Annotated in this window: 22 protein-coding genes; 7 read left to right on the top strand and 15 right to left on the bottom strand. The window is 67.9% G+C overall.

What is annotated here, in order from left to right; translation table 11 throughout:
- Positions 1 to 30 precede the first annotated feature (30 nt).
- Entirely contained in the window at positions 31 to 411 is a 381-nt protein-coding gene (locus ACU4E7_RS19370) for a cupin domain-containing protein (protein ID WP_238122960.1), read from the top strand.
- Positions 412 to 474: 63 nt separating this feature from the next.
- Positions 475 to 1,863, top strand: coding sequence for an amidase (locus tag ACU4E7_RS19365; RefSeq protein WP_447019851.1), 1,389 nt, complete (start codon positions 475 to 477; stop codon positions 1,861 to 1,863).
- 55 nt (positions 1,864 to 1,918) lie between these two features.
- Here the strand turns inward: ACU4E7_RS19365 and ACU4E7_RS19360 are convergent, their stop codons facing one another.
- The 14 genes from ACU4E7_RS19360 to ACU4E7_RS19295 form a co-directional block, all read right to left on the bottom strand.
- Positions 1,919 to 2,623 carry a GntR family transcriptional regulator gene (locus tag ACU4E7_RS19360; protein ID WP_238122958.1) on the bottom strand — a complete coding sequence of 235 codons (705 nt, stop codon included), beginning with the start codon at positions 2,621 to 2,623 and terminating at the stop codon, positions 1,919 to 1,921.
- Positions 2,624 to 2,691: 68 nt separating this feature from the next.
- Positions 2,692 to 3,378 (bottom strand): DUF2848 domain-containing protein, encoded by a 687-nt coding sequence (locus ACU4E7_RS19355; RefSeq protein ID WP_238122957.1) that lies wholly within the window; start codon positions 3,376 to 3,378, stop codon positions 2,692 to 2,694.
- A 96-nt stretch (positions 3,379 to 3,474) separates the two neighbouring features.
- Positions 3,475 to 4,644: an ABC transporter substrate-binding protein gene (locus tag ACU4E7_RS19350; protein ID WP_447019850.1), complete on the bottom strand. Its 1,170-nt coding sequence runs from the start codon at positions 4,642 to 4,644 to the stop codon at positions 3,475 to 3,477.
- A gap of 75 nt (positions 4,645 to 4,719) precedes the next feature.
- The gene (locus tag ACU4E7_RS19345; RefSeq protein ID WP_238122955.1) at positions 4,720 to 5,448 is read right to left on the bottom strand and encodes an ABC transporter ATP-binding protein; all 729 of its coding nucleotides are present in this window, start codon (positions 5,446 to 5,448) and stop codon (positions 4,720 to 4,722) included.
- 1 nt (position 5,449) lies between these two features.
- Positions 5,450 to 6,208, bottom strand: a complete 759-nt coding sequence (locus tag ACU4E7_RS19340) for an ABC transporter ATP-binding protein (RefSeq protein ID WP_238122954.1) — start codon at positions 6,206 to 6,208, stop codon at positions 5,450 to 5,452.
- Positions 6,208 to 7,056 carry a branched-chain amino acid ABC transporter permease gene (locus ACU4E7_RS19335; protein WP_447019849.1) on the bottom strand — a complete coding sequence of 283 codons (849 nt, stop codon included), beginning with the start codon at positions 7,054 to 7,056 and terminating at the stop codon, positions 6,208 to 6,210. The genes ACU4E7_RS19340 and ACU4E7_RS19335 overlap by 1 nt, the downstream gene beginning before the upstream one ends.
- A complete protein-coding gene (locus ACU4E7_RS19330; protein WP_238122952.1) occupies positions 7,056 to 7,928 on the bottom strand; it encodes a branched-chain amino acid ABC transporter permease in 873 nt (290 codons plus the stop codon). The genes ACU4E7_RS19335 and ACU4E7_RS19330 overlap by 1 nt, the downstream gene beginning before the upstream one ends.
- 289 nt (positions 7,929 to 8,217) lie before the next feature.
- A complete protein-coding gene (locus ACU4E7_RS19325; protein WP_447019848.1) occupies positions 8,218 to 10,374 on the bottom strand; it encodes an exonuclease domain-containing protein in 2,157 nt (718 codons plus the stop codon).
- Positions 10,371 to 10,799, bottom strand: coding sequence for a response regulator transcription factor (locus tag ACU4E7_RS19320; protein ID WP_447019847.1), 429 nt, complete (start codon positions 10,797 to 10,799; stop codon positions 10,371 to 10,373). Before ACU4E7_RS19320 ends, ACU4E7_RS19325 begins: the two co-directional genes overlap by 4 nt.
- 12 nt (positions 10,800 to 10,811) lie before the next feature.
- On the bottom strand, positions 10,812 to 13,487 hold the full coding sequence (locus ACU4E7_RS19315) for a sodium:solute symporter family transporter (RefSeq protein WP_447019846.1): 2,676 nt from the start codon (positions 13,485 to 13,487) through the stop codon (positions 10,812 to 10,814).
- On the bottom strand, positions 13,484 to 13,846 hold the full coding sequence (locus ACU4E7_RS19310; protein ID WP_447019845.1) for a hypothetical protein: 363 nt from the start codon (positions 13,844 to 13,846) through the stop codon (positions 13,484 to 13,486). The genes ACU4E7_RS19315 and ACU4E7_RS19310 overlap by 4 nt, the downstream gene beginning before the upstream one ends.
- Positions 13,843 to 15,231: a putative nucleotidyltransferase substrate binding domain-containing protein gene (locus tag ACU4E7_RS19305; protein WP_447019844.1), complete on the bottom strand. Its 1,389-nt coding sequence runs from the start codon at positions 15,229 to 15,231 to the stop codon at positions 13,843 to 13,845. The genes ACU4E7_RS19310 and ACU4E7_RS19305 overlap by 4 nt, the downstream gene beginning before the upstream one ends.
- Positions 15,232 to 15,363: 132 nt before the next feature.
- A complete protein-coding gene (locus ACU4E7_RS19300) occupies positions 15,364 to 17,094 on the bottom strand; it encodes a cation acetate symporter (RefSeq protein WP_238122946.1) in 1,731 nt (576 codons plus the stop codon).
- Positions 17,094 to 17,402 carry a DUF485 domain-containing protein gene (locus ACU4E7_RS19295; RefSeq protein ID WP_238122945.1) on the bottom strand — a complete coding sequence of 103 codons (309 nt, stop codon included), beginning with the start codon at positions 17,400 to 17,402 and terminating at the stop codon, positions 17,094 to 17,096. Before ACU4E7_RS19295 ends, ACU4E7_RS19300 begins: the two co-directional genes overlap by 1 nt.
- A gap of 807 nt (positions 17,403 to 18,209) precedes the next feature.
- On the opposite strand from ACU4E7_RS19295, the gene ACU4E7_RS19290 reads away from it, so the two are divergent.
- The 3 genes from ACU4E7_RS19290 to ACU4E7_RS19280 all read left to right on the top strand — a co-directional run bounded on the left by ACU4E7_RS19290 (position 18,210) and on the right by ACU4E7_RS19280 (position 21,255).
- Positions 18,210 to 19,043: an ABC transporter permease gene (locus ACU4E7_RS19290; protein ID WP_447019843.1), complete on the top strand. Its 834-nt coding sequence runs from the start codon at positions 18,210 to 18,212 to the stop codon at positions 19,041 to 19,043.
- Between the two features lie 76 nt (positions 19,044 to 19,119).
- Entirely contained in the window at positions 19,120 to 19,911 is a 792-nt protein-coding gene (locus ACU4E7_RS19285; protein ID WP_447019842.1) for an ATP-binding cassette domain-containing protein, read from the top strand.
- A 60-nt stretch (positions 19,912 to 19,971) separates the two neighbouring features.
- A complete protein-coding gene (locus ACU4E7_RS19280; protein WP_447019841.1) occupies positions 19,972 to 21,255 on the top strand; it encodes a hypothetical protein in 1,284 nt (427 codons plus the stop codon).
- A 42-nt stretch (positions 21,256 to 21,297) separates the two neighbouring features.
- Here the strand turns inward: ACU4E7_RS19280 and ACU4E7_RS19275 are convergent, their stop codons facing one another.
- Positions 21,298 to 22,191, bottom strand: coding sequence for a tRNA nucleotidyltransferase (locus ACU4E7_RS19275; RefSeq protein ID WP_238122941.1), 894 nt, complete (start codon positions 22,189 to 22,191; stop codon positions 21,298 to 21,300).
- A gap of 342 nt (positions 22,192 to 22,533) precedes the next feature.
- Here ACU4E7_RS19275 and ACU4E7_RS19270 point away from each other — a divergent pair, with 342 nt between their 5' ends.
- Together ACU4E7_RS19270 and ACU4E7_RS19265 are read left to right on the top strand one after the other, a co-directional pair.
- The gene (locus ACU4E7_RS19270) at positions 22,534 to 23,649 is read left to right on the top strand and encodes a polysaccharide deacetylase family protein (protein WP_447019840.1); all 1,116 of its coding nucleotides are present in this window, start codon (positions 22,534 to 22,536) and stop codon (positions 23,647 to 23,649) included.
- 478 nt (positions 23,650 to 24,127) lie between these two features.
- Complete coding sequence (locus ACU4E7_RS19265; RefSeq protein WP_238122939.1) at positions 24,128 to 24,859, top strand: 16S rRNA (uracil(1498)-N(3))-methyltransferase; 732 nt, start codon at positions 24,128 to 24,130, stop codon at positions 24,857 to 24,859.
- Positions 24,860 to 24,908: the final 49 nt, after the last annotated feature.

Raw genomic sequence — 24,908 nt, 5'->3', positions numbered from 1 at the left:
CAGCACCATTCCAGAAGAGGACTGCCCCGCATGGCCAACCCCAAGATTCACGACGAGTTTCGTGCCGTCGATCTCTCCACCGGCTGGGAGGTGCCCCCGGGCTACCCGCCGGGTATCCAGCAGAAGATCCTGTCCGGTGCGCTCGACGAGACCGCCAAGACCGGCTCGCGCACCCGCATCCTGCGGTTCCAGCCGGGTGAGTACACCACGGCCCCGTTCGTGCACGATTACTGGGAAGAGGTGTTCCTGTTCTCCGGTGATCTGACGGTGGGCAATGACGACAAGGGCCAGGGTGGCGAGGCGTTCCAGCCCTTCACCTATGCGGTGCGGCCCCCGGGCGCCTTCCATGGCCCGTTCAAGTCTGAAAAGGGCTGCATGCTGCTCGAAATCCACTATTACGATCCGGTTTGATCGTCTGATCCTCCATGGCGCCCGCTCCGTTCCCACGGGGCGGGCCTTTGCATGTGGTGGCCTATGTCCCAATCTCCCGTTTCCTCGCCATTGCTCGCTCCCCTGAGCGGCCCGACCCTGGCGGATCTCGCCGCCGATCTCGCCGCCGGCCGCACCACCTCCCGCGCCTTGACCGAAGCCTGCCTCGCGCGCATCTCTGATCCCACCGGCGAGGGTGCCCGCGCCTTCGTGAAGGTGGACGCCGAAGCGGCGCTGGCCGCTGCCGATGCCCAGGACGGCCTGCGCCGGGCCGGCGCCGCGCCTTCCGCCTTCGCCGGCATTCCCATCGGCGTGAAGGATCTGTTCGACGTGGCCGGCGAGGTGACCGCCGCCGGCTCCAAGGTGCTGGCCGATGCGCCGCCCGCCACCAGGGACGCCCCGGCCGTGGCCCGCCTGCGCCGGGCCGGGTTCGTGGTCATCGGCCGCAACACCATGACCGAGTTTGCCTATTCGGGCCTTGGCATGAACCCCCATTATGGCCATCCCCGCGCGCCGTTCGAGCGCGCCGTGGGCCGCGTCTCGGGCGGTTCCACCTCGGGCGGGGCGGTGGCGGTGGCCGATGGCATGGCCCATGCGGCGCTGGGCACCGACACCGGCGGCTCCTGCCGCATCCCGGCCGCCTTCTGCGGCATCACCGGCTTCAAGCCCACCGCCCGCCGGGTGCCGAAGGAGGGCGCGTTTCCGCTTTCTGGCAGCCTCGACAGCGTCGGCCCGCTGGCCCGTTCGGTGGCCTGCTGCGCCAGCCTCGATGCCATTCTCGCCGGCGATGAGGCGGCGGAACTGGTGGCCCGCCCGGTGGCCGGCCTGCGGCTGCTGGTGCCAACCACCGTCGCCCTCGACGGCCTGGAGCCGGACGTGGCCGCGACCTTCGAGGCGGCGCTTGCCCGGCTGACGGCGGCGGGCGCGGTGGTGACCTCCGCGCCGTTTCCGGAATTTGCCGATGTGGCGCCCATGAATGCCAAGGGCGGCTTCACCGCCGCCGAGAGCTATGCGGTGCATCGCCAGCTTCTGGCCGAGAAGGCGGGGGCCTATGATCCGCGGGTGGCGGTGCGCATCGGCCGTGGTGCCGAGCAGTCGGCGGCGGATTATCTCGACCTGGTGGCGGCCCGCAACGCGCTGGTGGCGCAGGCCATGGCGCGGCTCGCGCCGTTCGACGCGCTGGTGCTGCCCACCTCGCCCATTCTGCCGCCACGCATCGCCGATCTCGCGACCGATGACGCGGCCTATGGCAAGGCCAATCTCGCGGCCCTGCGCAACCCCACCCTCATCAACATGATCGACGGCTGCGCCGTGTCGCTGCCGTTGGCCGGCCCCGGTGGGGCGCCGGTGGGGCTGATGTTGGCGGCGGCCGGTGGCCGCGATGGCGAGCTGCTGGCCCTGGCGGCGGGCGTCGAGGCGTTGCTGAAGGCCTGATGCAAAAAGGCCCGGGCTCTGGCCCGGGCCTGTGCCGCCGCGTGCGTGCGCCGGATCAGAGCTGGCGGTTCAGATTGTCGGCGAAAGAGCGGATGTGGGCGCGCACCGCGGCTTCCGCCGCATCGGGATCATGGGCGCGCAGGGCCTCGACGATGGCGGCGTGCTCCTCCACCACCCGGCGGTGATGCTCGGGGGCGCGCAGGGAGACGAACCACACCCGCTGTGCCTTCTCATGCAGGTTGCGCAGGATCTCGGCCAGCACCGGATTGCCGGCGGCGGCGGAGACGATGGCGTGGAATTCGCGGTCGAGCGCCATCAGGGTGGCCACATCCCGCTCCGCGGCGGCTTCGGCGCCCAGGGCGACGTTGGTGGAGAGCGCCACCAGGTGGCTGGGCTCGGCCCGCTCAGCGGCGAGGCGCGCGCAGAAACACTCATTGAGCAGGCGCACGTCCACCATGTCGCGCACCTCATCCTGGGTGATGGGGCGCACCACGATGCCCTTGCGGGGCAGCACCTCCACCAGCCCGTCCCGCATCAGCCGGTCGAATGCCTGGCGCACCGGCGTGCGGCCGATGTTGAGCGAGGCGGACACCGCCGCCTCGCTCAACACCTCGCCGGGACGGAACACGCACATGATGATGCGCGCCTTGATGAGATCGTAGGCCTCGTCCCGCAGCGAGCGCACCGGGGCCGGCGCCTCGGTGAGGCTCAGCCCCTCTTCGGTGGCGGCGAACGGGCGCTCCGGACTTTCGATCTGCATCTTGCTCGCCCCTCCGGGCCGTGGATGGCCGCCCAGGGTCTGGGCGGCATGCCGTTGACGTGTAAGCCTTACCCTGCCACCGGCAGCGTCGCCACGTCATAACCGTGGCGGATGGTGCGGCCGAGCACCGGGTCTTCCAGCTCATATTCAAAGCGCAGGGCGGGACGGATGCCGCCGTGGGCGGCGAGGGTGCCGCAATACATCACCGCGCCGGCCTCGAAGGGCTCGGAGTAGCCGGCCAGCAGCTCCAGGGGCGGCAGCATGGCGGTCACGGTGCCTTCCTGGTAGAGCGCGCGGCCACTCTCGAACACCGCATAGGAACGCAGCACCAGCTGGTCCCAATGGGGCAGCACCTCTTCCAGGTCCCACAGCTCGGGGGCGATGGGCTTGTCGCACAGCTGCTTGGAGACGGTGACGTTGTAGGTCTCCACCTTGCGATCGGTGTGGTCGGACCCGACCCCGAGATAGCGCCGGCCATTGGCGGCCACCACCACGAACTCCACTTCGCCGGAGGAGTCCGTGCCGGTGCATTCGATGGCCTCGGCGCTGGTGAGGCGGGCGGCCGCGACCCGGTAATAGATGGGGGTGGAGGCCGGGCGCGGTACACCGAGGGCTTCCAACTCGGCGATGTGCTTTTCCAGCGCGGCCTTGTCGCGACCGGTCCAGCCGGCGATGACAGCGGTGCGGATCAGCAGCGTCTCTTCGATGCTGCGACCGTCGGCGTGGATGGTGAAGGTGAGGGCAGTGCCCGACATCAGAGTTCCTCGAACTGGTCGTCTATGAAGTCACAGGGGGAACCGGCGCCCCAGGTCAGGGGCAGAATGGGGCGCCGGTCCCTGGCGCTGCCAAATTCAGTTCGGCAGGCGCGTGTCGAGCAAGGTCCACTTGCCGTCCTTCACCTCGATCACATAGACCGGCTTCACGGCATCGCCGTCGGTGAAGGAGATGGAGCCTTCCATCGCCGGATAATCCTTCAGCTTGGACAGCTGATCGCGGATGGCGGTGCGCTCTTCGGCCACCTTGGCCTTGTCGCCGGTCACGCCGGCGCGCTTCATGGCCTCGGCGTAGAGATAGACGATGTCATAGACCGAGGCGTCCATCTGGTTGGGGTCCGTGCGCAGGCCGGCGGCCTTGGTGCGCTTGGCGAAGGCGTCGGCGAAGGCCTTGGTCTTGTCATTGGCTTCGCCGAAGAAGGTGGTGCCGATGGTCAGCGTCTCGCCGGCGCCGTCCATGCGCTTGGGCAGCTCGGGATCGGCCATGTTGGTGCCGCCGATGATGCGGGTGGAGACACCCTGGCGCTTCAGCTCCTTGGCGAGGTTGATGGCACCTTCCGGCGGCGAGCCGAGGCCGACGATGTCGGGGTTGATCTGCTTCAGCTGCGCCACCTGGGGCGACAGGTCGAAGGCGGCCAGCTGGAAGTCCACAGAGCCCTTCAGGGGAATCCCGTACTTCTCGAACTCGGCCGGAACCACCTTGGTGCCGACGGACTTGGACACCACGTCGTCGGTGGCATAAGCGGCGGCGCCCGAGGCCATGGGCAGCTTCTTGTCCTTGATGGCCGCCAGAACCTGGTCGATCACCTTGCCTTCGTCGGTGGTGTTGCGGAAGCCGTAGGTGAAGCCCTTGGTGAGGCCGGGGGCGGAGGAGGCCATGGACATCTGCGAAATGCCCTCGCGCTCACCCACCGGGAAGGTGGTGCGCACCTCGGAGGAGGAGAACGGGCCGATCACGGCCAGGGCGCCGGCATCCTTGGCGAACGAGCGCACGGCGGTGGTGGCCTGCTTGGGATCGCCGGCGGTGTCGAACTTCACCACCTTGATCTTCCGGCCGTTGATGCCGCCCTTGGCGTTGATCTCCTCGACCGCCATGTCGACGGCGATTTCATTGGTGTTGGCAAGGCTCACATAAGGGCCGCTCTTGGCCATCATGTAGCCGAGGACCAGTTCGTCCTCGGCCCGCGCGCCGCCGGCGGTCAACAGCGCCGCCAGCATGGTGGCACCCAACAGGACCTGCTTCTTCATGTCCCAACTCCTCTGGAAGATTGTCGAGCATTGGGCCGTGCCGCCCGGGTGTGGCCCGGCCGGAACGACAGGGGTTCAGGCGGGGCTCGCCTCGCCGGTGCCGAGATAGGCGGCCTGCAGGGCGGGGTCGGCGGCGAGCGCCTTGGGGTCGCCCGCCATGGTCACCCGGCCCAGCTCCAGCACCGTGGCGCGATGGGCCACCGAGAGCGCCTTGCCGGTGTTCTGCTCCACCAGCAGCACGGCGAGGCCGTCGTGGTTCAGCTCGCGGATGAGGTCGAACAGCTTGGAGACGAACAGCGGCGAGAGGCCGAGGGAGGGCTCGTCCAACATCATCAGCCGGGGCTTGGCCATCATGGCGCGGCCGATGGCCAGCATCTGCTGCTCGCCACCGGAGAGGCAGGAGGCCAGCATGTTCCGCCGCTCGGCGAGGTTGGAGAAGCGGGCGTAGATGGCATCCATCTCGCGGGCGATGGCGGTGCCGTCGCGGCGCATGTGGGCGCCGAGCCGCAGATTCTCCTCCACCGTCAGCGAGATGAGGATGCGTCGCCCCTCGGGCACCAGCACTAGACCTTCGCCGATGCGCTTATGGGGCGCGGCGTGGGTGATGTCGGTGTCGGCGAAGGTGATGCCGCCGCCCTTCACCGGCACCGCGCCGAGAACCGCTTTCAGCAAAGTGGACTTGCCGGCGCCATTGGCGCCCAGCACGGTCACGATCTCTCCCTCGTTCACCTGCAGCGAAACGTCGGTGAGGGCGTTCACGCGGCCGTAGGAGACGGAGATGCCGGAGACGTCGAGCAGCGCCATGTCACGCCTCCTCCGAGCCGATATAGGCTTCGCGCACCTTCTGATCCTGCCGGACCTTGGAGAGCGGGCCTTCCGCGATCTTCTCGCCGAAATTCAGCACCACCACGTTCTGGCAGATGCTGTTCACGAAGTGCATGTCGTGCTCCACCACCAGCAGGGTAATGCCCTTGCCCATCAGCACTTTCAGATGCTCGCGCAAGGCATTGGTCTCGGACGGGTTGAGGCCCGCGGCGGGCTCGTCGAGCATCAGCAGGCTGGCGCCGGCCAGCGTCGCGCGCACCAGGTCGATGCGCTTCCTAACGCCATAGGGCAGGGCGCCCACGGTCTCGTCGGCCCAGGCCTCGAGCCCGCTTTCCGCCAGCGCTTCCCGCGCTTCCACCTTCCAGCGATGGTTGGGGAACAGCCGGTAGGGGGTGAGCAGGGCGCCGAGGGAGGCGTTGCGCACATGCTGGCCCACCAGCATGTTCTCCAGCACCGTGAGGTGCGCCATGAGGCGGATGTTCTGGAACGAGCGGGCGATGCCGGTGCCGATGCGCTTGCGCGAGGGCATGTGGGTCACGTCCACCCCGTTCACCGTGATGGTGCCGGCATCGACGCCATAGACGCCGCTGACCAGGTTGAACACGGTGGTCTTGCCCGCCCCGTTGGGGCCGATGAGGGCGGTCGTCACCCCCTTCGGCACTTCGAACGAGAGATCGCGGATGGCCCTGACGCCGGCGAAGGACTTGGTGAGCCCCTGGATGGAGAGCGCTGCGGTCATCACGCGGCCTCCGCGCCATCAGCGCTTTTGCGCCGGCGGAACCGCAGCAGGGAGGTGGTGACGAGCCCTTCCGGGCGGATCGCCATGAACACGATGATGAAGATGGCGAACAAAGCGTAGCGCCACTGGTCGGAGGCGCGCAGCAGCTCCGGCGCCAGGGTGAAGAAGGCGGCGCCCACCAGCGGGCCCCACACGGTCTGGGTGCCGCCGAACAGCACGTAGAGCACCGTGAACACCGAGAGCAGCACGTTGAAGTGCTGGGCTTCCACGAAATTGTAATGGTGGGCGTAGAAGGCGCCGCCGAAGCCCGCCACTGCCGCGCCCAGAGCGAAGGCCGCCACCTGGATGCCGCGCACCGAGACGCCCAGCAGGTCCGCCACCGTGGGGTCGCTCTTCACCGCGGTGAGATAGAGGGCAAAGCGGGTGCGGGAGAGGTAGAGCATCAGCACCACCACCCCGGCGGCGGCGAGGAAGACGCCGTTCGGCCCCACATAATCGCTGACCGGATAGCCGGCGGCGCCGCCCACCACTTCGAGATTGAGGAAGATGGCGGAGATCACCTGGCCGAGGGCGAAGGTGGCCATGGCGAGATAGATGCCATGGGTGCGCAGCACCGGAATGCCGATGACGAGCCCGGTGAGGCCGGCCAGCGCCGAGCCCACCGGAATGGCCGCCCACATGGGCCAGGCATATTCATTGGTGAGGAAGGCGGAGGCATAGGCGCCGATGGCCATGAAGCCAGCGATGCCGAGGTTGAGCTGGCCGGCGGCGAGCGGCAGATACACCGCATAGGCCGCCATGACGTTGAAGGCGAGGACGACGAGAACGCCGGTGAGATAACCGCTCATCACAGCTTCTCCCGGGTGGCGGGGCGACCGATGAGGCCCTGCGGACGGACAATGAGGATCAAGAGCAGCAGCCCATAGACGGTGATGTTGACCACGTCGGCGCCGATGAAGGTGATGGAGAGCACCTCGGCGAGGCCGATCAGCAGCCCGCCCAGCACCGCGCCCCAGATGGAGCCCATGCCGCCGACGATCATGGCGGCGACCCCCTTGAAGCCGACGCCTTCGCCCATGAAGGGGGAAACCTGCTGATAGTTCACAGCGAACAGCAGGCCGGCGATTGCCGCCAGCAGCGCCGAGGCGATGAACAGCAGCGGCACCAGGCGTCCGGTGTCGATGCCCATCAGCACCGCCGTATCGCGGCTTTCGGCGACCGTGCGGATGCAGCGGCCGGTGGAGGTGGAGGAGAGGAACCAGGACAGCCACAGCACCAGCAGCACCGAGAGCACCAGCGAGCCCAGTTGCGCGATGCCGATGACGAGGCCGCCGAACCGCAGGTTCAGGTCCGGCACCAGGGCCGGGAAGGCCTGCTGATCGGAGCCGAAATAGATCAGCATCAGGTTTTCGAGCAGCACCAGGAAGCCGAGGGAGGACACCAGCGGCACTTCCGGATCGCCCCCCTGCATGGGCCGGTAGGCGAAGCGCTCCACCAGCAGCGACACCAGCGCGGCGGCGGCCAGCGCGGCGGCGAAGGCGAAGATGACGGGAAAGCCGAGCGTGATGAAGCCGTAGGCCAGCATGCCGCCCAGCATGAACAGGCCCGGCAGGGAGAAGTTCAGGAAGTTCAGCACGCCGATGGCGAGGGTGAACGCCACCGCCATCAGCATGTAGATGGCCCCGAGCATGAGGCCGTTGACGATCTGCTGCGCGAGCATGGAACCTCGGGTGCGTGCGTGATGCAGTCCGGCTCCGGCCCGTGGGCGAGGGTTCGCTCCCGTTCCGGAATTAGATAATAGACAAAGCTAAATTTCTGATGTCTTCAAGGTGAAATTTCAGGCGGATTTCAGACGTATGTCAGAATGGTATGCAACTGCGCCAGCGTCGCTATCAGCTTTTCTCAAAAAGGAAATTGGTCATCGCAGCGGGACGCTGAGCCGGTTGAATGCATGTGTGGCGAGCGCCCCTGTGCCTAATTGTTAGGCGCCTTCCGAGGCGTGGGGCCGGTCAATAGCGCAGCCGGGCATAATAGGAGGCCTCGGAAGCGGCGCGGGCATCGCCCAGGGTGTGGATGCCCTGCTGGCGCAGCAGTGGCAGCAGCTTGAGAAACACCTGCGCGCACACCAGCGCATCGCCGAGCGCGGTGTGGCGGCCGCTGACGGTGACGCCGAGCCGGGCGGCGATGGCATCGAGGCTCTGGCTCTCGGCATTGGGATGGGTCACGCTCGCCAGCAGCAGGGTGTCGAGCACCGGCTGTTCAAAGCGGATGCCCGTCGCTTCCTCCTTGAGCTTCAGGAAGCGCAGGTCGAACGCCACATTATGGCCCACCAGCACCGTGTCGGAGACGAAGGCGTGGAACGCTGGCAGCGCTTCGGCGATGGTGGGCTGGCCCCGCACCATGGCCGGGCGGATGCCGTGGATGGCGATGCCCGCCTCGGGGATGGAGCGGCGCGGGTCCACCAATTGGTCGAAACACTCCGAGCGCAGCAGCTTGCCATTGACGATGCGGGTGGCGCCGATCTGGATGATCTCGTCGCCGCCGGCGGGGTCGAGGCCGGTGGTCTCGGTGTCGAACACCGTGTAGGCGAGGCTCTCCAGCGTCCGGGCGTCCTGGGCGTGGCCGCCGTCGCCGGCCGCGAACAGGTCGAAATCATAGAATTCCGGCCGGCTTTCCAGGGCTATGGGCGCCGGTTCTGCACCGCCCGCGGCCAGGGGCAGCAGAAAGCGGAACAGGGCGCGCGGTGCCGCCGCGCCCTGGCGCTCATGCTCCAGCCAGACTTCGCCGCCGTGCCGCTCCACCACCTCGCGCACCGTGCCGCAGGCGGCTCCCGCGCTGCCACCCAGGGGGGCGTTCTGCCAGCCGGTGGAGACCACCGCGCCGCCGGCGAACAAGAGATCCAGGTGGGCGCGCCCATCCGCCCGTGACAGCCGCAGCTCGACGCTGCCACCAGGCCGGCCGGTGGCCGTGAGGCGGGCCAGGAACACCAGCGCGGCAATCAGCGCGAAGCTGTCGACGCGCAGCCACAGGGCCGCATCCACGGCCTGGGTGGCCACCGCCTGCTGGGTTTCCGCGCCGATGGCGTGGGCGGCGGCGGCGATCAGGTCCACCCCGTGCATCTCCTCCAGCGGCCAGCGGGTGCGGGTCTCGGCGGCGTCGGCGGCCAGCGCCGACAAACGATCCCCCAGGGTCACCACCTCATCACGCACCACCTGGTGGAAGCGCTCCCGGTCCGGCGGTTCCAGATCGGGATAGTCGAGCATGTCGAGGGCCGCCTGAATGTTGGCGAGGGCCGAGCGGCCGGCCTCGGTCAGGGCCAGCCAGCGCTGACTCTGGTGCGCCTCGGCCTCGTCATCCTCGGTGATGTCGTCCAGCAGCAGGACGAAGCCGGTCGCCGGTGCGTCGGGCTGGGCGGAACGTACCGGCGCGAGGCTCACTTTCAGCAGGTGGCCGGAGGGCGTGTGGGTGACGAAACGCGCCGCCGGGGTCGGCTCGCCCCGGGCGATGCGCCGGTCGAGGCCCTCGCGGGCGTGGCTGATCAATGCCGGGTCGATCACCCCATGGATGGAGCGGCCAAGGCCGATGAGCTCGGCGCCGGCGGTGGCCCCCGGGGCGCGCGAGAGCCGCTGGCACAGCGCCCGGGCGCGGGCGTTGTAGAGCAGGATCCGCCCTTCGAGATTGCAGACCACCACGCTCTGCTGCAGCTCCGCCAGCAGGGCGCCGAGCTGGTCGCGTTGCTGGGCCACCGTGCGGCTCGCCTCTTCCACCAGCCGCGCCATGTCCTGCTTGAGGGTGCGGCGCTGGGCGCACAGCGCGTTGAGGGCTTCCGCCAGCGCGCCATTGGCGCTGCTGCCGGCGCCGATCACCGGCGGCGCGCCATCATCCTCCACCAGCACCCGGGCGCCTTCCGCCAGCCGGGCCGGGGCGGCCACATAGACGTCGGCGAGCCGGTGCACCAGCCAGGCGCCGGCGGCCGCCGCCGTCAGCCACCAGCCCACCAGCAGCATGCCATGGCTTTCGGCCAGCGGCGCGAGGAGGGCGCCCAGCGCCGCCGCCACCGGTGGGGCGAGGGTGGCGTGGAAGGCCGCGGCGCCGAGCAGCAGCCACAGCGCCAGGGCGAGCCCCGGCGCCAGCATGGCGAGCAGCCGCGCGCGGTCGAGCTTCATGCGGCGGGATCCTCGCGCCCGGGGCCGTCACCGGCCATCATGTCCTTCACCTTCTGCACCAGCTCGCGGGTGGAGAAGGGCTTGGTGACATAAGCATCGGCCCCGGCGCCGACGCCGCGGGCCATGTCGGTTTCCCGGCCCTTGGCGGTGAGCATGAGGATGCGGGTGTGGCGGGTGCCGGCATCGGCCCGCACCGCCTCGCACACGTCGAACCCGGTCATGCCGGGCATGGTGGCGTCCAGCAGCACCAGGCGCGGGTGTTCGCGGCGGATGGTCTCCAGCGCCTGCGGGCCGTCGCGCGCCACCAGCACCTGGAAGCCCTCGCGCTTCATCATGAATTCCAGCGAAACGACGATGTTGGGCTCGTCATCGGCGATCAGCACCTTGGGTGAGGGGCCGGCTTCGGCGGCGCGCAGCAGTTCCATGGCGTTTCCTCCTCAGGGCTGGAGGGGCAGTCGAAACGCGAAGGTCGCGCCGCCACCCGGTTGTGACACCAGCCACATGTGTCCCCCCAGATGATCCACGATCTGGCGGCTGATCGGAAGCCCAAGTCCGGTTCCCGATGGCCGCGAGAGCGCATCACCGCCCTGGCGGAACTTCTCGAATATGGTGGCCTGCTCGGCCAGCGGTACCCCCGGACCGTTGTCGGACACCGCCACCACCACCGCGTCGGGCTCCACCGTCAGCCGCACATCCACCCGGCCGGCCCCCTCGGGCACGAATTTGGCGGCGTTGGACAGGAGGTTGATGAGCACCTGCGTCAGCCGGTCCCTGTCGGCCCGCACCAGGGGCGCGCGTTCCGGCAGGTGGGGCAGCACCTGCGCCCCGCGGGCGCGGAACAGCTCGGAGGTGGCGGCGATGGCGGCGCGGATGGTGGCGGCGAGGTCCACATCCTCCGTGTGCCAGTCGGCGAGGCCCGATTCCAGCTTGGCCAGGTCCAGTACCTGGTTCACCAGCCGCCCCAGCCGCTCGCTCTCGGTGACGATGATGCCGAGGAACTCCCGTTGCTGCGCCACATCGAGGTCAGGGGCATCGAGCATCAGCTCGGAGAAGGCGCGGATGGAGGTGAGCGGGGTGCGCAGCTCGTGGGTGACGGACGAGACGAAATCGTCCTTCAACTGGTCCAAGGTTTTCAGTTGCGCATTGGCGGCCCGCAGCTCGGCGCTGGTGGTCTCCAGGGCGCGGGCATAGCTACGCACCTGGGAGGCCTCGTCCAGGATCTGCAGCACATCCTCCATGGCCAGGGGCTCCTCTTCCACCACCGAGGCCACAAGCACCCGCGCCGAGGCGCTGCCCACCGCCCCGGCGAGGCCCCGCTCCACCTGGTCCACCAGGCGGGCATCGGGGGTGAGGGCCTGGATGTCGGCGAGGCCGCGCTCGCGGGCCTGGGCCTCGAACAGGGCGCGGGCCCGCTCGGGCCCCAGAAGACGGGTGGCCAGCCCCATCAGGTCGTCGAGCCGCGCCGCGCCACGCCAGAACACCGGCGCACCCGCCTCCGCCGGCCGGCTGAACACGTCCACGAACAGATGCGCCTGGCTCGCCTCCCGCCCGGAGGGCGCGCGCCACAGGGAGGCGCCCACATAAAGGGCGATGTTGACGAGCAGGCTCCAGAACAAGGCGTGGGTGAGATTGTCGAGGCTGGCGAGGCCGAACAACCGCTCCGGCGCCAGCAGCGCCAGGCCGAACGGCCCCTCGCGCACGAAATCGTCGGCGATCCAGCCGGATTTCGCCACCGAGGGCAGCATCAGGGTGTAGGCCCAGATGAGGAAGCCGCCGATGAGCCCGGCGAAGGCGCCGGCCCGGGTGGCGCCGCGCCAGTAGAGCCCGCCCAGCAGGGTGGGCGCGAACTGGGCCACCGCGGCAAAGCTGATGAGGCCGATGGACACCAGCGCATAGGCTTCGCCCGCGACCTGGAAATACAGATAGCCGAGCAGCAGCACGCCGACGATGGCGGCGCGGCGGATGTTGAGCAGCAGCCGGGTGAGGTCGCCCCCCTGGCGGGCGCGGATGGAAGCGCGCCGCAGCAGGGTGGGCATCACCAGATCGTTGCAGACCATGGTGGAGACCGCCACGGTTTCGACGATCAGCATGCCGGTGGCCGCCGAAAGGCCGCCCACATAGGCAAACAGCGCCAGCGCCGGGGCGCCCTCGGCGAGGGGCAAGGCGAGAATGTAGCTTTCCGGATCGAACCGGCCGGGGTCCAGCAGCAGCAACCCGCCCAGGGCCACCGGCAGCACGAACAGGTTGATGAGCAGCAGATAGGCGGGGAACACCCACGCCGCCCGCTTCACATGCCGCTCATCGGTGCATTCCACCACCATCATCTGGAACTGGCGCGGCAGCATCAGCACGGAGAGCAGCGCCAGCACGGTAAGGGCGAACCACTGCACCGAATCGAACTGGCCGGGTGCAGCGGAGAACAGCCGCGCCAGCTCGGGCTGGGCCTGCGCCCGGGCCCAGATGTCGGCCGGGCCGCTGAACAGGCCAAAGGTGACGAACAGGCCGACCGCCAGGAAGGCCGCCAGCTTCACCACGGATTCAAAGGCGATGGCCGCCACCATGCCCTCGTGGCGCTCGGCGCTGTCCAGGTGGCGGGTGCCGAAGGCGATGGTGAAGCCGGCGAGGGCCAGCGTCACCACCAGCGTGCCGTCCCACCCCTCGCGGCCGTCGGCGGTCAGGATCTGGTAGCCGGCGGAGATGGCTTTGATCTGCACCGCGATGTACGGCACGATCCCCACCACGGTGATCAGGGTGACCAGTGCCGCCAACAGGGGGCTCTTGCCATAGCGGCTGGCGATGAAATCGGCGATGGAGGTGATGCGGTAGGTATGGGCGATGCGGATCATCTTCCGCACCACGATCCATGCCAGCAGCATGGCCAGCGTCGGCCCCAGATAGATGGGCAGGAACCAGATGCCCCCCGCCGCCGCCCGCCCGACGCTGCCGAAATAGGTCCAGGCCGTGCAATAGACCGCCAGCGAGAGGGCATAGACCCAGGGGTTGGCGATCATCGAGCGGCCTTGCGCCGCCCGCCGGTCCGCCAAAGCGGCGATGGCGAACAGCAGGCCCAGGTAGCCGATGGACAGGCTGAGGACGACGGCGGCCGGAATCATGGCCGCCCCGGTCGTGCCGCCGACGGGTCTTCCGGGCGGTGGCCGCTGGCTGGCACGCCGCTGCCCTCCGTCGCCAGCGCGTCCGTGGCGGCGCCCTCCGGCCAGGTCCGCGGGGCCGCTGATGCCGGCGCGCCGTGCCGGCGCCCGCCGCCGGTCTCGCTCACCCAGGCCAGCACGGCGATGAGGACGGCCCAGATGGCGAACAGGGCCACCGGCAGCAACGGCAGGCCAAACACCGTCCGCGCGCCGCTCCACAAAGAGAGCAGGGGAAAGTTGAACGCCAGAACGCCGGCGGCGAACAGCGCCACCAGCACATCGGTGCGCGGCCCCTCGCCGCCATGTCGCCCGCGCGCGCTCATAGGGCGTCGAACCGGTAGTGGCGCGACAGCCACTGCTTGAAGCCGCGCACGATGGCCAGGGAATCCTTGAGCGCCTGCCGATCGAGGGTGCCGAGCGCGCTCAGGGGAATGGTGTTGCCCGGTGCCCGTCCCTCGGCCATCTGCCGCAGATTGTTGCTCAGCTTGAGATCCATCAGCCGGTGCAGGGCATCGGTGAGGTCGCGGGCCATCTCCGGTTCCAGGTGGCCCTCCGCTGCCAGCGCCTTGAGGCGGGCGGTGGTGCTGACCGCGCGCAGGCGATATTCGAGCGCCAGTGCCCGCACCCCATGGACGATGGGAAACACCCCGAGCTTCTTCAGATCGATCTCCGCGGCCGAGCGGCCCCGCAGGCCGGGCAGGCGCGACCACCAGCCGCCACCCTCGCTGAACTGGTCCACCGCTTGGGCGAAGCGGGCGAGATAGCTGGCATCATCCTGCAGCAGCCAGTCCAAGTGCGCACGGGCCGCCTCCAGCAGCTGGGCATCTCCCGCCACGGCGGTGGCATCGAGGAAGATGGCGAGATTCATCGGCCCATCGGCGATGCCGCCGAACAGCCATTGCCGCAAGGTGTCCTTGAAGCCCGACAAAGGCTGGCACCACAGGGGGCGGCTCAGCATGATGCCGCCGGGGCAGGGGGGATAGCCGAAGTCGATCAGCGCCTCGGTAAAGGCGCCGGTGATGGTGGCGATGTCGTCGCACCAGAAGCCGTCCCGCAGGATCAGGGCATTGTCCTGGTCGGTCTTGATCACCTGCTCGCCGCGGCCCTCGCTGCCCATCACCAGCAGGCAGGCGTGGGCGCGCAGCGGCTCCGGCGCCACCAGCTCCCACAGGCGCTGGAACAGCTGGCGGTTGAGCTCGCCCACCAGCCGACCGATCACCTCCACCCGCACGCCATCTTCGTGCAGCATGGCGATCAGCGCATCGATCTGCCGCGCCGCCGCCTTGAGCGCGGCCCGGTCCGGCGCCTCGGAGATCTCCAGGGCGATGAGATGGGAATGGTTGGCCATGAAGGCCATGAGGTCGATCTGGCTGAGCAGGCCGACGATGGCATCGCCCTCGCGCACCACCACCCGGTGGATGCGGTGGCGCAGCATCAGCAGCATGGCCTCGTAAAGCTCGTCGTCGAGGTCCACCGCCCAGGGGGAGAAGGTGGCCACCGCGCGCACTTCCGTCTGGGTCGGCGGAGTATCCCGCAGCAGCGCATCGCGCAGATTGGTGGTGGTGAACACGCCGATGCGTTCGCCGTCGCGCACCAGGGCATCGGTCAGGCCGTGGGCGGAAAGGCTGCGGCAGAGGCTGACGATATCGGTCTCGCCATCCACGAACAGCGGCTTGCGCACATGGGCATCGCGCACATGGGCGGTCATCAACGAAACAAACTCCCGGCGCGCGTGGCGCCGGGAGCTGAGCCGTCCGGTGTCGGACGGCTCGGCGAGGATCGGGGCTCCCTGAAGTCCCGATCCGTCCGCCGAGGGTGAACCCGGCTCAGGCATGACGCCTCAGTGGGCCGAGGCTTCCGCCGCGCCGATGCCGGTTTCCGAGCGCACTTCCTGTGCCTCGAAGCCGGCCCGGTCGATGCGGGCACGGGCGCTGTTGTCGATCTTCGAGAACAGCCAGATGCCGGCAAAGCCGAGGATCATCGAGAACAGGGCCGGCGAGGTGTAGGGGAACGGCGCCGAGCCTGCCGGATTGCCGAGGGTGGCTTCCCACACCGAAGGCGACAGGATGGTGAGGATCACCGAGGAGGCGAGCCCCAGGAACCCGCCGATCACCGCGCCCTTGGTGGTGCAGTCCTTCCACAGCACCGACATGAACAGCACCGGGAAGTTGGCCGAGGCCGCCACCGCGAAGGCCAGGGACACCATGAAGGCGATGTTCTGCTTCTCGAAGGCGATGCCCAGCAGCACCGCGATGATGCCGAGGCAAACCGTGGTGACGCGGGAGACCTTGAGCTCCGACTTGCTGTCGGCCTTGCCGCCCTTCAACACCGTCGAATAGAGGTCGTGGGACACCGCCGAGGCGCCGGACAGGGTGAGACCCGCCACCACCGCGAGGATGGTCGCGAACGCCACCGCCGAGATGAAGCCGAGGAACACGTTGCCACCCACCGCATGGGCCAGGTGCACCGCCGCCATGTTGGCGCCGCCGATGAGACCGCCGCCGGGACCGGTGAGGAACTCGGGATTGGTCAGCACGAAGGTGATAGCGCCGAAGCCGATGATGAAGGTGAGCAGGTAGAAATAGCCGATCCAGGCGGTGGCCCACATCACCGACTTACGCGCTTCCTTGGCGCTCGGCACGGTGAAGAAGCGCATCAGGATATGCGGCAGGCCGGCGGTGCCGAACATCAGCGCCATGCCGAAGGAGATGGCCGAGATCGGATCCTTGATGAAGTTGCCGGGGCCCATGATGGATTGGCCGGCGGCCGCTGCGGCCTCGGGCGTGGTGCCCGGCTTGGCGGCGGCGATCTGGGTCTTCACCTGCACCGCAGCGGCGAACAGCTTCTCAGGGCTGAAGCCATAGGCCAGCATCACCATCACCGCCATGAAGGTGGCGCCGCCCAGCAGCAGGCAGGCCTTGATGATCTGCACCCAGGTGGTGGCCGTCATGCCGCCGAACAGCACATAGATCATCATCAGGATGCCGACGATCACCACCGCGATCCAGTAGTCGAGGCCGAACAGCAGCTTGATGAGCTGGCCGGCGCCCACCATCTGGGCGATCAGGTAGAAGGCCACCACCACCAGGGTGCCCGAGGCGGCGAACACGCGCACCGGGGTCTGGGCGAAGCGGAAGGCCGCCACGTCGGCGAAGGTGAACTTGCCGAGGTTGCGCAGGCGTTCCGCCATCAGGAAGGTTAGGATGGGCCAGCCCACCAGGAAGCCGATGGAATAGATCAGGCCGTCATAACCATTGGTCATCACCGCGGCGGAAATGCCGAGGAAGGAGGCTGCAGACATATAGTCGCCGGCGATGGCGAGACCGTTCTGGAAGCCGGTGATGCCGCCGCCGGCGGTGTAGAAGTCCGCCGCCGACTTGGTGCGGGCAGCCGCCCATTTGGTGATGAACAAGGTGCCTACCACGAACACCGCGAACATGATGATCGCGGTCCAGTTGGTGGCCTGCTTTTCGGTGGCGCCGAGATCGCCGCCGGCGGCGAAGGCCGGAGCGGAGAGCAGGGCGAGGGTGATGGTGGCGCTGGCGCGGGCCAGCAGGTTGCGGGCGGTCATCACTTCAGCACCTCCGCCTTGATCTTCTCGGACAGCGTGTCGAACTCGCCGTTGGCGCGGCGGACATAGACAGCGGTGATCAGGATGGTGAAGACGATGACGCCGAAGCCGATCGGAATGCCCCAGGTCATCACCCCGGCGCCGATGCGGGCGGCGAGCACCTGCTTGTCGAAGGCGATCAGCACGATAAAGCCATAATAAACGATCAGCATGGCGATGGTGAGAATCCAGCCGAAGCGTGATCGGGTGGATTTCAGGCGCTGATAGTCTGGATTGGCCGCAATGCGGTCGGCCAGTGAATTGTCCATTGGACTGTCCCTCCTCTTCTCGCGACCCATTCGCGGGCCCATTCTTTTCCCCGTGCTCCGCGGAGCCGCGGAGATGCCGTGTTCAGCGGCGTTCGGATGCCCCGACCCGCCCGGCGGCGCGCGTGTCATCTCAAGGCCCTGGCTCATCTCAAGGTCCACGCGCCCCACACGCGACGCGCGAGGTCCACACGAGACCGACCACAGCAGACACACACTTCCCCCGCCCGCGCCGGCCATGCCGCACGCAGGTTCGTGCCTCTCGCGACCGCGGTTCCGCACCCATCGCACCGGGGGTGGGCAACCGCGGGTCCGTCTTCACCTCACAAGGGAAGGCTCGCGTCCCGCTTCCAGCCGCGTTGCAGGCGGGCTAGCAGGCACACGCTCCCGGTGAAGGGACGGGTTCAATTGACATGTGAATCCTGGTCCACGCTTCGGCACCTCCCCTGCCGTCCACGAGAACACCCTGGAACTGCCGGACCTCGGGCCGCCTTGCGTGTGGCTGCGACAGCATTGTCGCGGGCACCACCGGTGACGATTCTCACGGTTCCGATCACTTCCGAAGATCAACCTATGCGACAACCACGCGGAAGGCTATTCATACTATCGTCCAGCAGATGCCGGGCAGGGCGCGGGCGTCGCCATCTGTCCGCGCCACATTTGCGTCATGTTTTCGACCGGCCCCTGCGCTAGGAGCGGGGGGATGTGCTGGGGCGAGGTGACGCTGTTAACCCTATGGCTCTAGCCTGAGGTCCTTCGTCGTCGGCTGTGGCCGGTGATGCGCCAAAGCCTGTTCAGGAGCCTTTTCGGGTGGACAATATCCTCGTCGCAGCCACGAAGAACCAGGTGCGCAGCCTGGGGGCGGTGCTGAGCGCCACGTTCGCCCTGCGTTCGTCACGCCGCACCCTGGGCCTGATCGAGGAGCTGGGCGGTCTGATTTTCATCGCTGGTGGCATGTTGCTGCTGCGCGTGATGACAGGTCGGCCAACCCATCACGGCATGCCGCTTGCCCCTTTCTTGCTGTCGGGGCTGATTACTTTTTGGCTGTTCCGCACCACGGTGGGGCAGGTTTCCAATTTGCAGTCGGCGAAGGCGACATTCCGCAATAATCCGCGGATCACCTCCCTGGATGTGCTGGTGGCCCGCGCGGCGGTTAATGTCTTTATCTATACCTGCATCGGCGCGGCCGCGTTCGCGACGGTGTATCTGGCTGGCCTCTCCCCGGGTCTGGAGCGGCCGGAGCTGGTTTTGGCGCTGTGTCTGCTGATGGGGATCTGGGCGTTCGGGTTCGGTCTGTGCCTGGGTGCAATCTATCTTTATGCGCCGCCGCTGAAGGTGGTGGTGGGCGGCCTGCTCCACATGGCCATGTGGCTGAGTGGCATCATGTTCCTGTGGCCGGAAGTGCCCTACATGGGGCGGTGGTTCTTTGCGGCGAACCCCCTGTTCCATTTCATGGAGCTGCTGCGTGACGCCTATTTTGCGGCTTACCAGACGGCCCTTGGGGATTGGCAGTTCCTGTTGACGGTGGTGTTCGTGACCTTGGCGCTGGGCTTGATGCTGGAACGGGTGGTGCGCGCCAAAGCACAGGAGCAGACCCAGCGGCCGCAGGAAGAGACGGACCCGTTCACGGAGAATATGGTGTAGCGCCCGAGGTTGGTCGACAGGTGGGGTGGGAGACAGGATGATGAGGTCGCTTTGGCGCAATCTGCCGGGTCGGCGCATGCCGCTGCCGCGGTTTGGAATCGGGGACTTCCGGCTCGGCCGGACGGCCAACGATGACGCCGGCACGGGTGTCGTGCCGCTGCCGGTGCGTTCGCGCGACCTTCTGCGTGGCCAAGGGTCCATCGAGTTTCACGGTGTTTCCAAGGCGCTGGGGCTGAGCGGCAAGCGCGTTCCTGTGCTGCAGGATATGAATGCCATCTTTCCGCGCGGCCGGGTGGTGGGCGTGCTGGGCGCGTCGGGCAGCGGCAAATCCACCCTGGTGCAGTTGCTGACCGGCAACATGCGGGCCGATGCCGGACGGATCGTGCGCGGCATGAGCGTCTCGTGGCCCACCGGCGCGCGCGACATCTTCCGGCGGGAGCTGACCCTCCGGAAGAATGTGCGCATCGTGTCCGGCCTCTATGGTGCCTGGGCACCGGACATGCTGGAGGCCGTTAAGGAAATCGGAAAGATCCGCAGTCAGGATCTCGACCGACCGCTGTCGGAGGTGCCTGCCGATCTGGTCATCCGGGGCACGGCAAGCCTATGTTACGCCTTGGATTTCGACTGCTATATCGCCGATGATCTTCTGACCGGAGGGTCGAAGCACTTTCGTGATCATTTCAAGGAGCTGTTCGTGGAGAGGAAGTCCACGCACAGTCTCATTATCGTCACCAAGAATATCATCGCCTATCGAGAGCTGTGTGACGACATTCACCTCCTCGAGGGAGGAACGCTCCGGACCTTCGCCAACAAGCATGACGCGATCCAAGCCTTCAAGACAGGCGATCGCGCCAAGGTGCTTGATTGATCGGCCCGGACGGACCAGAATGAGTATTAGAGCGCAAAGAGGTTTCGATTGAATAGCCCCTTGAATCTGCGCCCGCGCAAGGCGACGCCGCTGCCCACGCACGACCGCGAGGTCCCGCATGAGGAGAGCAACGTCAAGTCGATCTTCAGCTGGCTGAAGGTCCCGGGGGACGATTTCGCTGCGCAGCGCGAGGAGCAGCTGCCGCTGCGTCAGCGGCTGGCGATCCGCGAGTTCTGGCAGAGCAATATCAAGCTCTTCAATCGCCTATTTCTCGCTCTGCCGATTTTGACGGCCGCGACTTACCTCTATCTGATCGCCCCCGATGGTTATCAGGTGGATACGGTTCTGGCGATCCGCAACCCGGCCAACAATGTCGCCAATGCCGGCGGCTCCATGCAGGGCATGGCGGCGGCGCTGAGCAGCTCGGGCCAGACGGTGGCCGAGCGCGCGATCGACGAATCCTTCGCCGTGGTGAACTTCATCCGTTCGCGCGAAGCGTTTGATGAGCTTGAGAAGAGCCTCGATCTCAGCAAGCGGTTCACCTCCGGCAAGCTCGACTGGTTCCACAGGCTGTCGCCGGAAGCGCAGTATGAGGAGCGCTACCGCAATTATCTGCAGCACATTTCGGTGTCCTATTCGGATATCGAAGGGCAGATCACCCTGACCACCGACGCCTACGATCCGGAAACGGCGTTCGCCATGGCCAAGGAGCTGGCGCGCGTCAGCGAAAAGATGGTGAACCAGTTCAACGAGCGCGCGCGCTCGGACACCATCCGGCTGGCGCAGATCCAGCTGACGGAGGCGGAGGACGGCCTGCGCATGGCGATGCTGGCGCTGACCGATCTTCAGATCAAGAACGGCATGCTCGATCCGAGCGAGGAGGCCGCGAGCTTCGGCCAGATCATCTCCTCCCTGCGCGAGCAGGTGGCGGTGAAGCGGGCGGAACTGGGAGCGCTCACCAGCAATTCGTCTCCCGAGTCCCCGCGCGCGGTGGAAATCCGCAACATGCTGGCGTCGCTGGAATCGCAGATCCGCACCGAGCAGAACCGTCTGACCGGCCGCACCGATGCGCTGGCGCCCCTTATCAGCCAGTTCAAGCTCTTGAACATCAACATGCAATTGGCGCAGCAGAAGTACAATTCCGCGGCCGCCATGGTGCAGACCGCCGTGCTGCAGTCGGAGCACCAGAAAATCTATGTGGTGAACGTGGTTTCACCGACGGTGCCGATCGAGTCCACGCTGCCCCATCGGCTGCGCATCCTGCTCGGTGTCGCTGCGGTGACGTTCCTCGCGTGGCTCATCGCGCGGCTGATCCTCGCCTCCATCCGCGATCACAGCGTGTAAGGCCTTGAAGGTCGCGGGTGCCGTCTGGCGGCGCCCGCGGGGTCAGGCGTCGTCGGGGGGCGTGTCGTCGGAGGCCACGTCGTCGGTGCTGCTCCAGCGTTCCGAGCGGAAAGCGGCGGCGATCGCGCGGGCCTGAGCCTCCTGGCGGGCCTCGCGGCCGAGGTCGGGGCTGACGCCGGCGCAGGCGGCCAAGGCGCGATGCAGCAGGGCGGCTTTCGGGTACGCGGCCTCCTGGCGCCCGCCATGGCCGAAATAGTCGCAGGTACAAACGCTCATCAGCGCCTCGAAACGCGCCGGCTGCTCGAATGCGCCGATGCGCGCCAGCATGGCCGCCACCGGCCCGGCCCGCACCTGCGAGGTGCGGTGCACCCGCTCGCATTCGTGCAGCGCCAGAAGCGCCAGCTCGCGGCATTCCACCGGCAGGGTGAAGCGCGCGCAGATGGCCGTGATACGCGGCGCGCCGCGCTCCATGTGGCGGTAATGGGCGGGCAGGTGCTCGCGCGGGGAGTCGGATTTGCCCACGTTCATGGTGAGCAGGGCCACCCGCACCGCCAGTGGCGCCTCGCGGCGCGCGGCTTCGTTCAAGGCGTTGATGAGCAATTCGCCGAGATCCACCTCGCCAGGATCATCGGAGATCTGCGGCACGCCGAACAAGGTGTCCACCTCCGGCAGGATGATCTCCAGCACGCCGCAGTCGTGGAGGGCACGGATCATGGTGCCGGGCTCCGTCGCCATCAGTCCCCGAGCCAGCTCGGGCCACATCTCCGCAGGAGCGAGCCCGTCGAAGGCGCCGATTTCCATCTGCTCGAACATGAGATCGAGCGTGTCGTCGTCGGCGGCGCCGCCCTCCGCAAGGAGGGCCGCGAGACGCAGAATGCCCAGACCTGGATGCACCTGCACCAGATCGGGCGGGAGGAGCGGACGATCATGTTCCATGACCGAAGTGGAACACCGAGTGGGGGGAGGCGCAAGGGCGGCCAGGGCAGGCGAAGGGTGGCCAAAGGGGTGGGGTCTCCCCGTCATGGCACGCTGGCGCAGGCTGCGCGCTTTGTGCAGGGCTCCCATGTGGGTTGTGCTTGATCGGGGCGGGGCCCCTGCGAACTGCAGGCCCGGCGCCGCTCTGCGGTCGTTAAGTGCCGCACTGCCAACGTGTTCCGGCTGCCACATGCGCGGGAAGATTGGGTGCGCTTCATAATTTGTCCATAGAGAGCGTCTGAAAGTGGCGTATCGTCCCCACGATCAGTTTGGAAAGCGGGCGCTGTGAGAACTTTTTGGGCCGTGTCGACGTTTCTTGCGTCGGGTATCCTGGGCGTCGGCCTCGCCTATAGTCAGATGCAATCGTCGGCTTCGGTCCCCGCTGTCGCCTCCACGCCTGTCGTCGCCCCGGCGGCGGACGGCCTGGGAGCGCGCGCGACCTCCGCCGCGCCGCGGGTCGTGGCCCAGGCCGCCGCAGCTCCGGCGCGGGTGGCGCCGGCGAGTGCGTCGTCCGCGCAGGGATCATCGACGAGCGCGTCTTCGGTGACTGCGGCCGCGGCTGCCGCGGCGGCGGTGGCGGGACAGGCGCCGGAGGAGAGTGCCAGCGCGCCCATGCAGGCGCCGGCGATCGCCCCCACCAGGGGCTTCCGCTTTCCGGCCTACACCTCGGTCAATGTGGACGGTCCCTATATCGCCATCACGTTCGACGATGGCCCCAATCCGGAAACCACGCCGAAGTTGATGAAAATTCTGGCGGCGCGGGGCGTGAAGGCGACCTTCTTCGTGGTCGGCACGCGCGCCAGCGAGAATCCCGAGCTGCTGCGTCAGATGGCGGCGGCGGGCCACGAGATCGGCAACCATTCCTGGAACCACCCGCAGCTTCCGAAGGTGAGCGAGGCGGAGGCGGATCGCCAGATCCAGATGACCTCCGACGCCATCCGCGCGGCCACCGGGGCGGCGCCCGTCTATCTGCGTCCGCCTTATGGGGCCATGTCGCAGGGGCTGCGCCGGCACATCGAGAACAAGTTCGGCCTGGCCATGGTCTACTGGTCCGCCGACTCGCTGGATTGGAAGAACCGGGACGCTCAGGCCATCTATGACAAGGTGATGGCCCAGACCCGTCCGGGCGGCATCATCCTCATGCACGACATTCACGCGACCACCGTGGCGGCCGTGCCCCGGGTGCTGGATGCGCTGCAGGCCAAGGGCTATCACTTCGTCACCGTGTCCCAGCTCATCGCCATGAACAAGCCCATGCCGGAGCGGGTGGCGCAGCTCGCCTCGGGGGCGCCGAAGCCGAAGAAGCCCGGCTCCGCCGCCAAACCCGCCTCGGCGACGGGCAAGCCGGTGACCGCCAAGCCGGCAGTCGCGCGGCCGAAGCCAGCCCCGCAGCCGGTCACCCGCAGCAGCCTCTACTGAGCTTCATCCGCTTTCGGGTTGCAGTTTCGACCGACAGGCCGCGCACACGTCGCCAGCGTGTGCGCGGCCTGTAGGCGTGTGCATCTTGGCCGGGCAGGGCGCGCGTCTGCGCTGCCGCAGTCCCGGGGGCGGGTCATCCCCATTTCGAGGGATGCACCGCGTCTTCATCGTGGTATTGTGGTGGGGCCGGTCAGGCGGCAGAGGGGAACGGCTGGGGCGAGCTGCCCCTCTATGGCGCACTGTGGGGCGGGGCTCGGTCCCTGGCGCCCGCAGTGCGCCATGTCCTCCAGTTTCGGCCCTGGCATGTGCCGGCGTGCCGCGTCGCCGTGGGCGCCGTGTTCTTTCCCCCGGACGTGCCTCTGCCCCCAGGGCGTGCCTCTGCCCCAGGGCGTGCCTCAGCGGCTGCCGGTGCCGCCGACAGGTGGGCCTTGCCATCCGCCGTGGGGCGTGCTCAGGGCGGGAGCGGAAAGGACACCTCATGCCCGATTATGATTTTCGCACCCAGCGCCTTCATGTGCCCGATGATCTGGCGGCAGGTGTCGCCCTCACCCTGGCGCCGGAACCGGCGCATTACGTGGGCAACGTCATCCGCCTGCCGGTTGGCGGTGCGCTTTTGCTGTTCAACGGCCGGGATGGGGAATGGCTGGCGCGGCGCAGCGCGGGGGGCAAGAAGGAGGTGCGCCTGGAGGTGGAGCGGCTGCTGCGGCCCCAGCCGGCGCCGCTCACGGTGGAATATGCCTTCGCGCCGCTGAAGCATGCACGGCTGGACTACATGGTGCAGAAGGCGGTGGAGATGGGCGCGGGCCTGCTCTCTCCGGTGATCACGCGCTACACCCAGGTCTCGCGGGTGAACCTGGAACGAATGGCGGCGAACGCCGTTGAGGCGGCGGAGCAGTGCGGCATCCTCAGCGTGCCGGAGGTGGCTGCGCCGCGATCCCTTGAGGCGTGGCTTGAGACCTTGCCGGCGGATCGGGTGCTGGTGTTCTGCGATGAGGCGGCGGTCACGTCCGATCCCATCGCCGCCCTGCGGGCCGCGCCCGCCGGCCCGGTGAGCGTGCTCATCGGCCCGGAAGGGGGTTTCGCGCCGGAGGAGCGGGCGCGCCTGCTGCCGCGGGCGGTCACCCTCTCGCTCGGGCCACGGATTTTGCGGGCCGACACGGCGGCCGTGGCGGCGCTCGCCTTGGTGGAGGCGGCGCGAGGCGCCATATAAGCACCTTGCCGCTTTTGGGTGAAAACCAGCGTCTTTGACTGTTTTCTAC

It is taken from the genome of Xanthobacter sp. ZOL 2024 (assembly GCF_052932325.1).
The sequence above is the reverse complement of the archived record's forward strand: the minus strand, read 5'-3'. Positions and strand labels throughout refer to the sequence as shown.

Bases quoted from the DNA above. Each gene is read 5' to 3' on its own strand.
- ACU4E7_RS19355 (WP_238122957.1), bottom strand. From the start codon at position 3,378: ATGTCGGGCACTGCCCTCACCTTCACCATCCACGCCGACGGTCGCAGC.
- ACU4E7_RS19345 (WP_238122955.1), bottom strand. From the start codon at position 5,448: ATGGCGCTGCTCGACGTCTCCGGCATCTCCGTCTCCTACGGCCGCGTG.
- ACU4E7_RS19350 (WP_447019850.1), bottom strand. From the start codon at position 4,644: ATGAAGAAGCAGGTCCTGTTGGGTGCCACCATGCTGGCGGCGCTGTTG.
- ACU4E7_RS19315 (WP_447019846.1), bottom strand. From the start codon at position 13,487: ATGATTCCGGCCGCCGTCGTCCTCAGCCTGTCCATCGGCTACCTGGGC.
- ACU4E7_RS19360 (WP_238122958.1), bottom strand. From the start codon at position 2,623: ATGCAGATCGAAAGTCCGGAGCGCCCGTTCGCCGCCACCGAAGAGGGG.
- ACU4E7_RS19285 (WP_447019842.1), top strand. From the start codon at position 19,120: ATGCCGCTGCCGCGGTTTGGAATCGGGGACTTCCGGCTCGGCCGGACG.
- ACU4E7_RS19320 (WP_447019847.1), bottom strand. From the start codon at position 10,799: ATGGAACTGCTGCGCGCCGCCGAAGCCGGCCCCTCACCCAAGGTGCTG.
- ACU4E7_RS19300 (WP_238122946.1), bottom strand. From the start codon at position 17,094: ATGACCGCCCGCAACCTGCTGGCCCGCGCCAGCGCCACCATCACCCTC.
- ACU4E7_RS19325 (WP_447019848.1), bottom strand. From the start codon at position 10,374: ATGAAGCTCGACCGCGCGCGGCTGCTCGCCATGCTGGCGCCGGGGCTC.
- ACU4E7_RS19305 (WP_447019844.1), bottom strand. From the start codon at position 15,231: ATGACCGCCCATGTGCGCGATGCCCATGTGCGCAAGCCGCTGTTCGTG.
- ACU4E7_RS19330 (WP_238122952.1), bottom strand. From the start codon at position 7,928: ATGCTCGCGCAGCAGATCGTCAACGGCCTCATGCTCGGGGCCATCTAC.
- ACU4E7_RS19310 (WP_447019845.1), bottom strand. From the start codon at position 13,846: ATGAGCGCGCGCGGGCGACATGGCGGCGAGGGGCCGCGCACCGATGTG.
- ACU4E7_RS19340 (WP_238122954.1), bottom strand. From the start codon at position 6,208: ATGACCGCAGCGCTCTCCATCCAGGGGCTCACCAAGTCCTTCGCCGGC.
- ACU4E7_RS19335 (WP_447019849.1), bottom strand. From the start codon at position 7,056: ATGAGCGGTTATCTCACCGGCGTTCTCGTCGTCCTCGCCTTCAACGTC.
- ACU4E7_RS19265 (WP_238122939.1), top strand. From the start codon at position 24,128: ATGCCCGATTATGATTTTCGCACCCAGCGCCTTCATGTGCCCGATGAT.
- ACU4E7_RS19295 (WP_238122945.1), bottom strand. From the start codon at position 17,402: ATGGACAATTCACTGGCCGACCGCATTGCGGCCAATCCAGACTATCAG.
- ACU4E7_RS19370 (WP_238122960.1), top strand. From the start codon at position 31: ATGGCCAACCCCAAGATTCACGACGAGTTTCGTGCCGTCGATCTCTCC.
- ACU4E7_RS19275 (WP_238122941.1), bottom strand. From the start codon at position 22,191: ATGGAACATGATCGTCCGCTCCTCCCGCCCGATCTGGTGCAGGTGCAT.
- ACU4E7_RS19365 (WP_447019851.1), top strand. From the start codon at position 475: ATGTCCCAATCTCCCGTTTCCTCGCCATTGCTCGCTCCCCTGAGCGGC.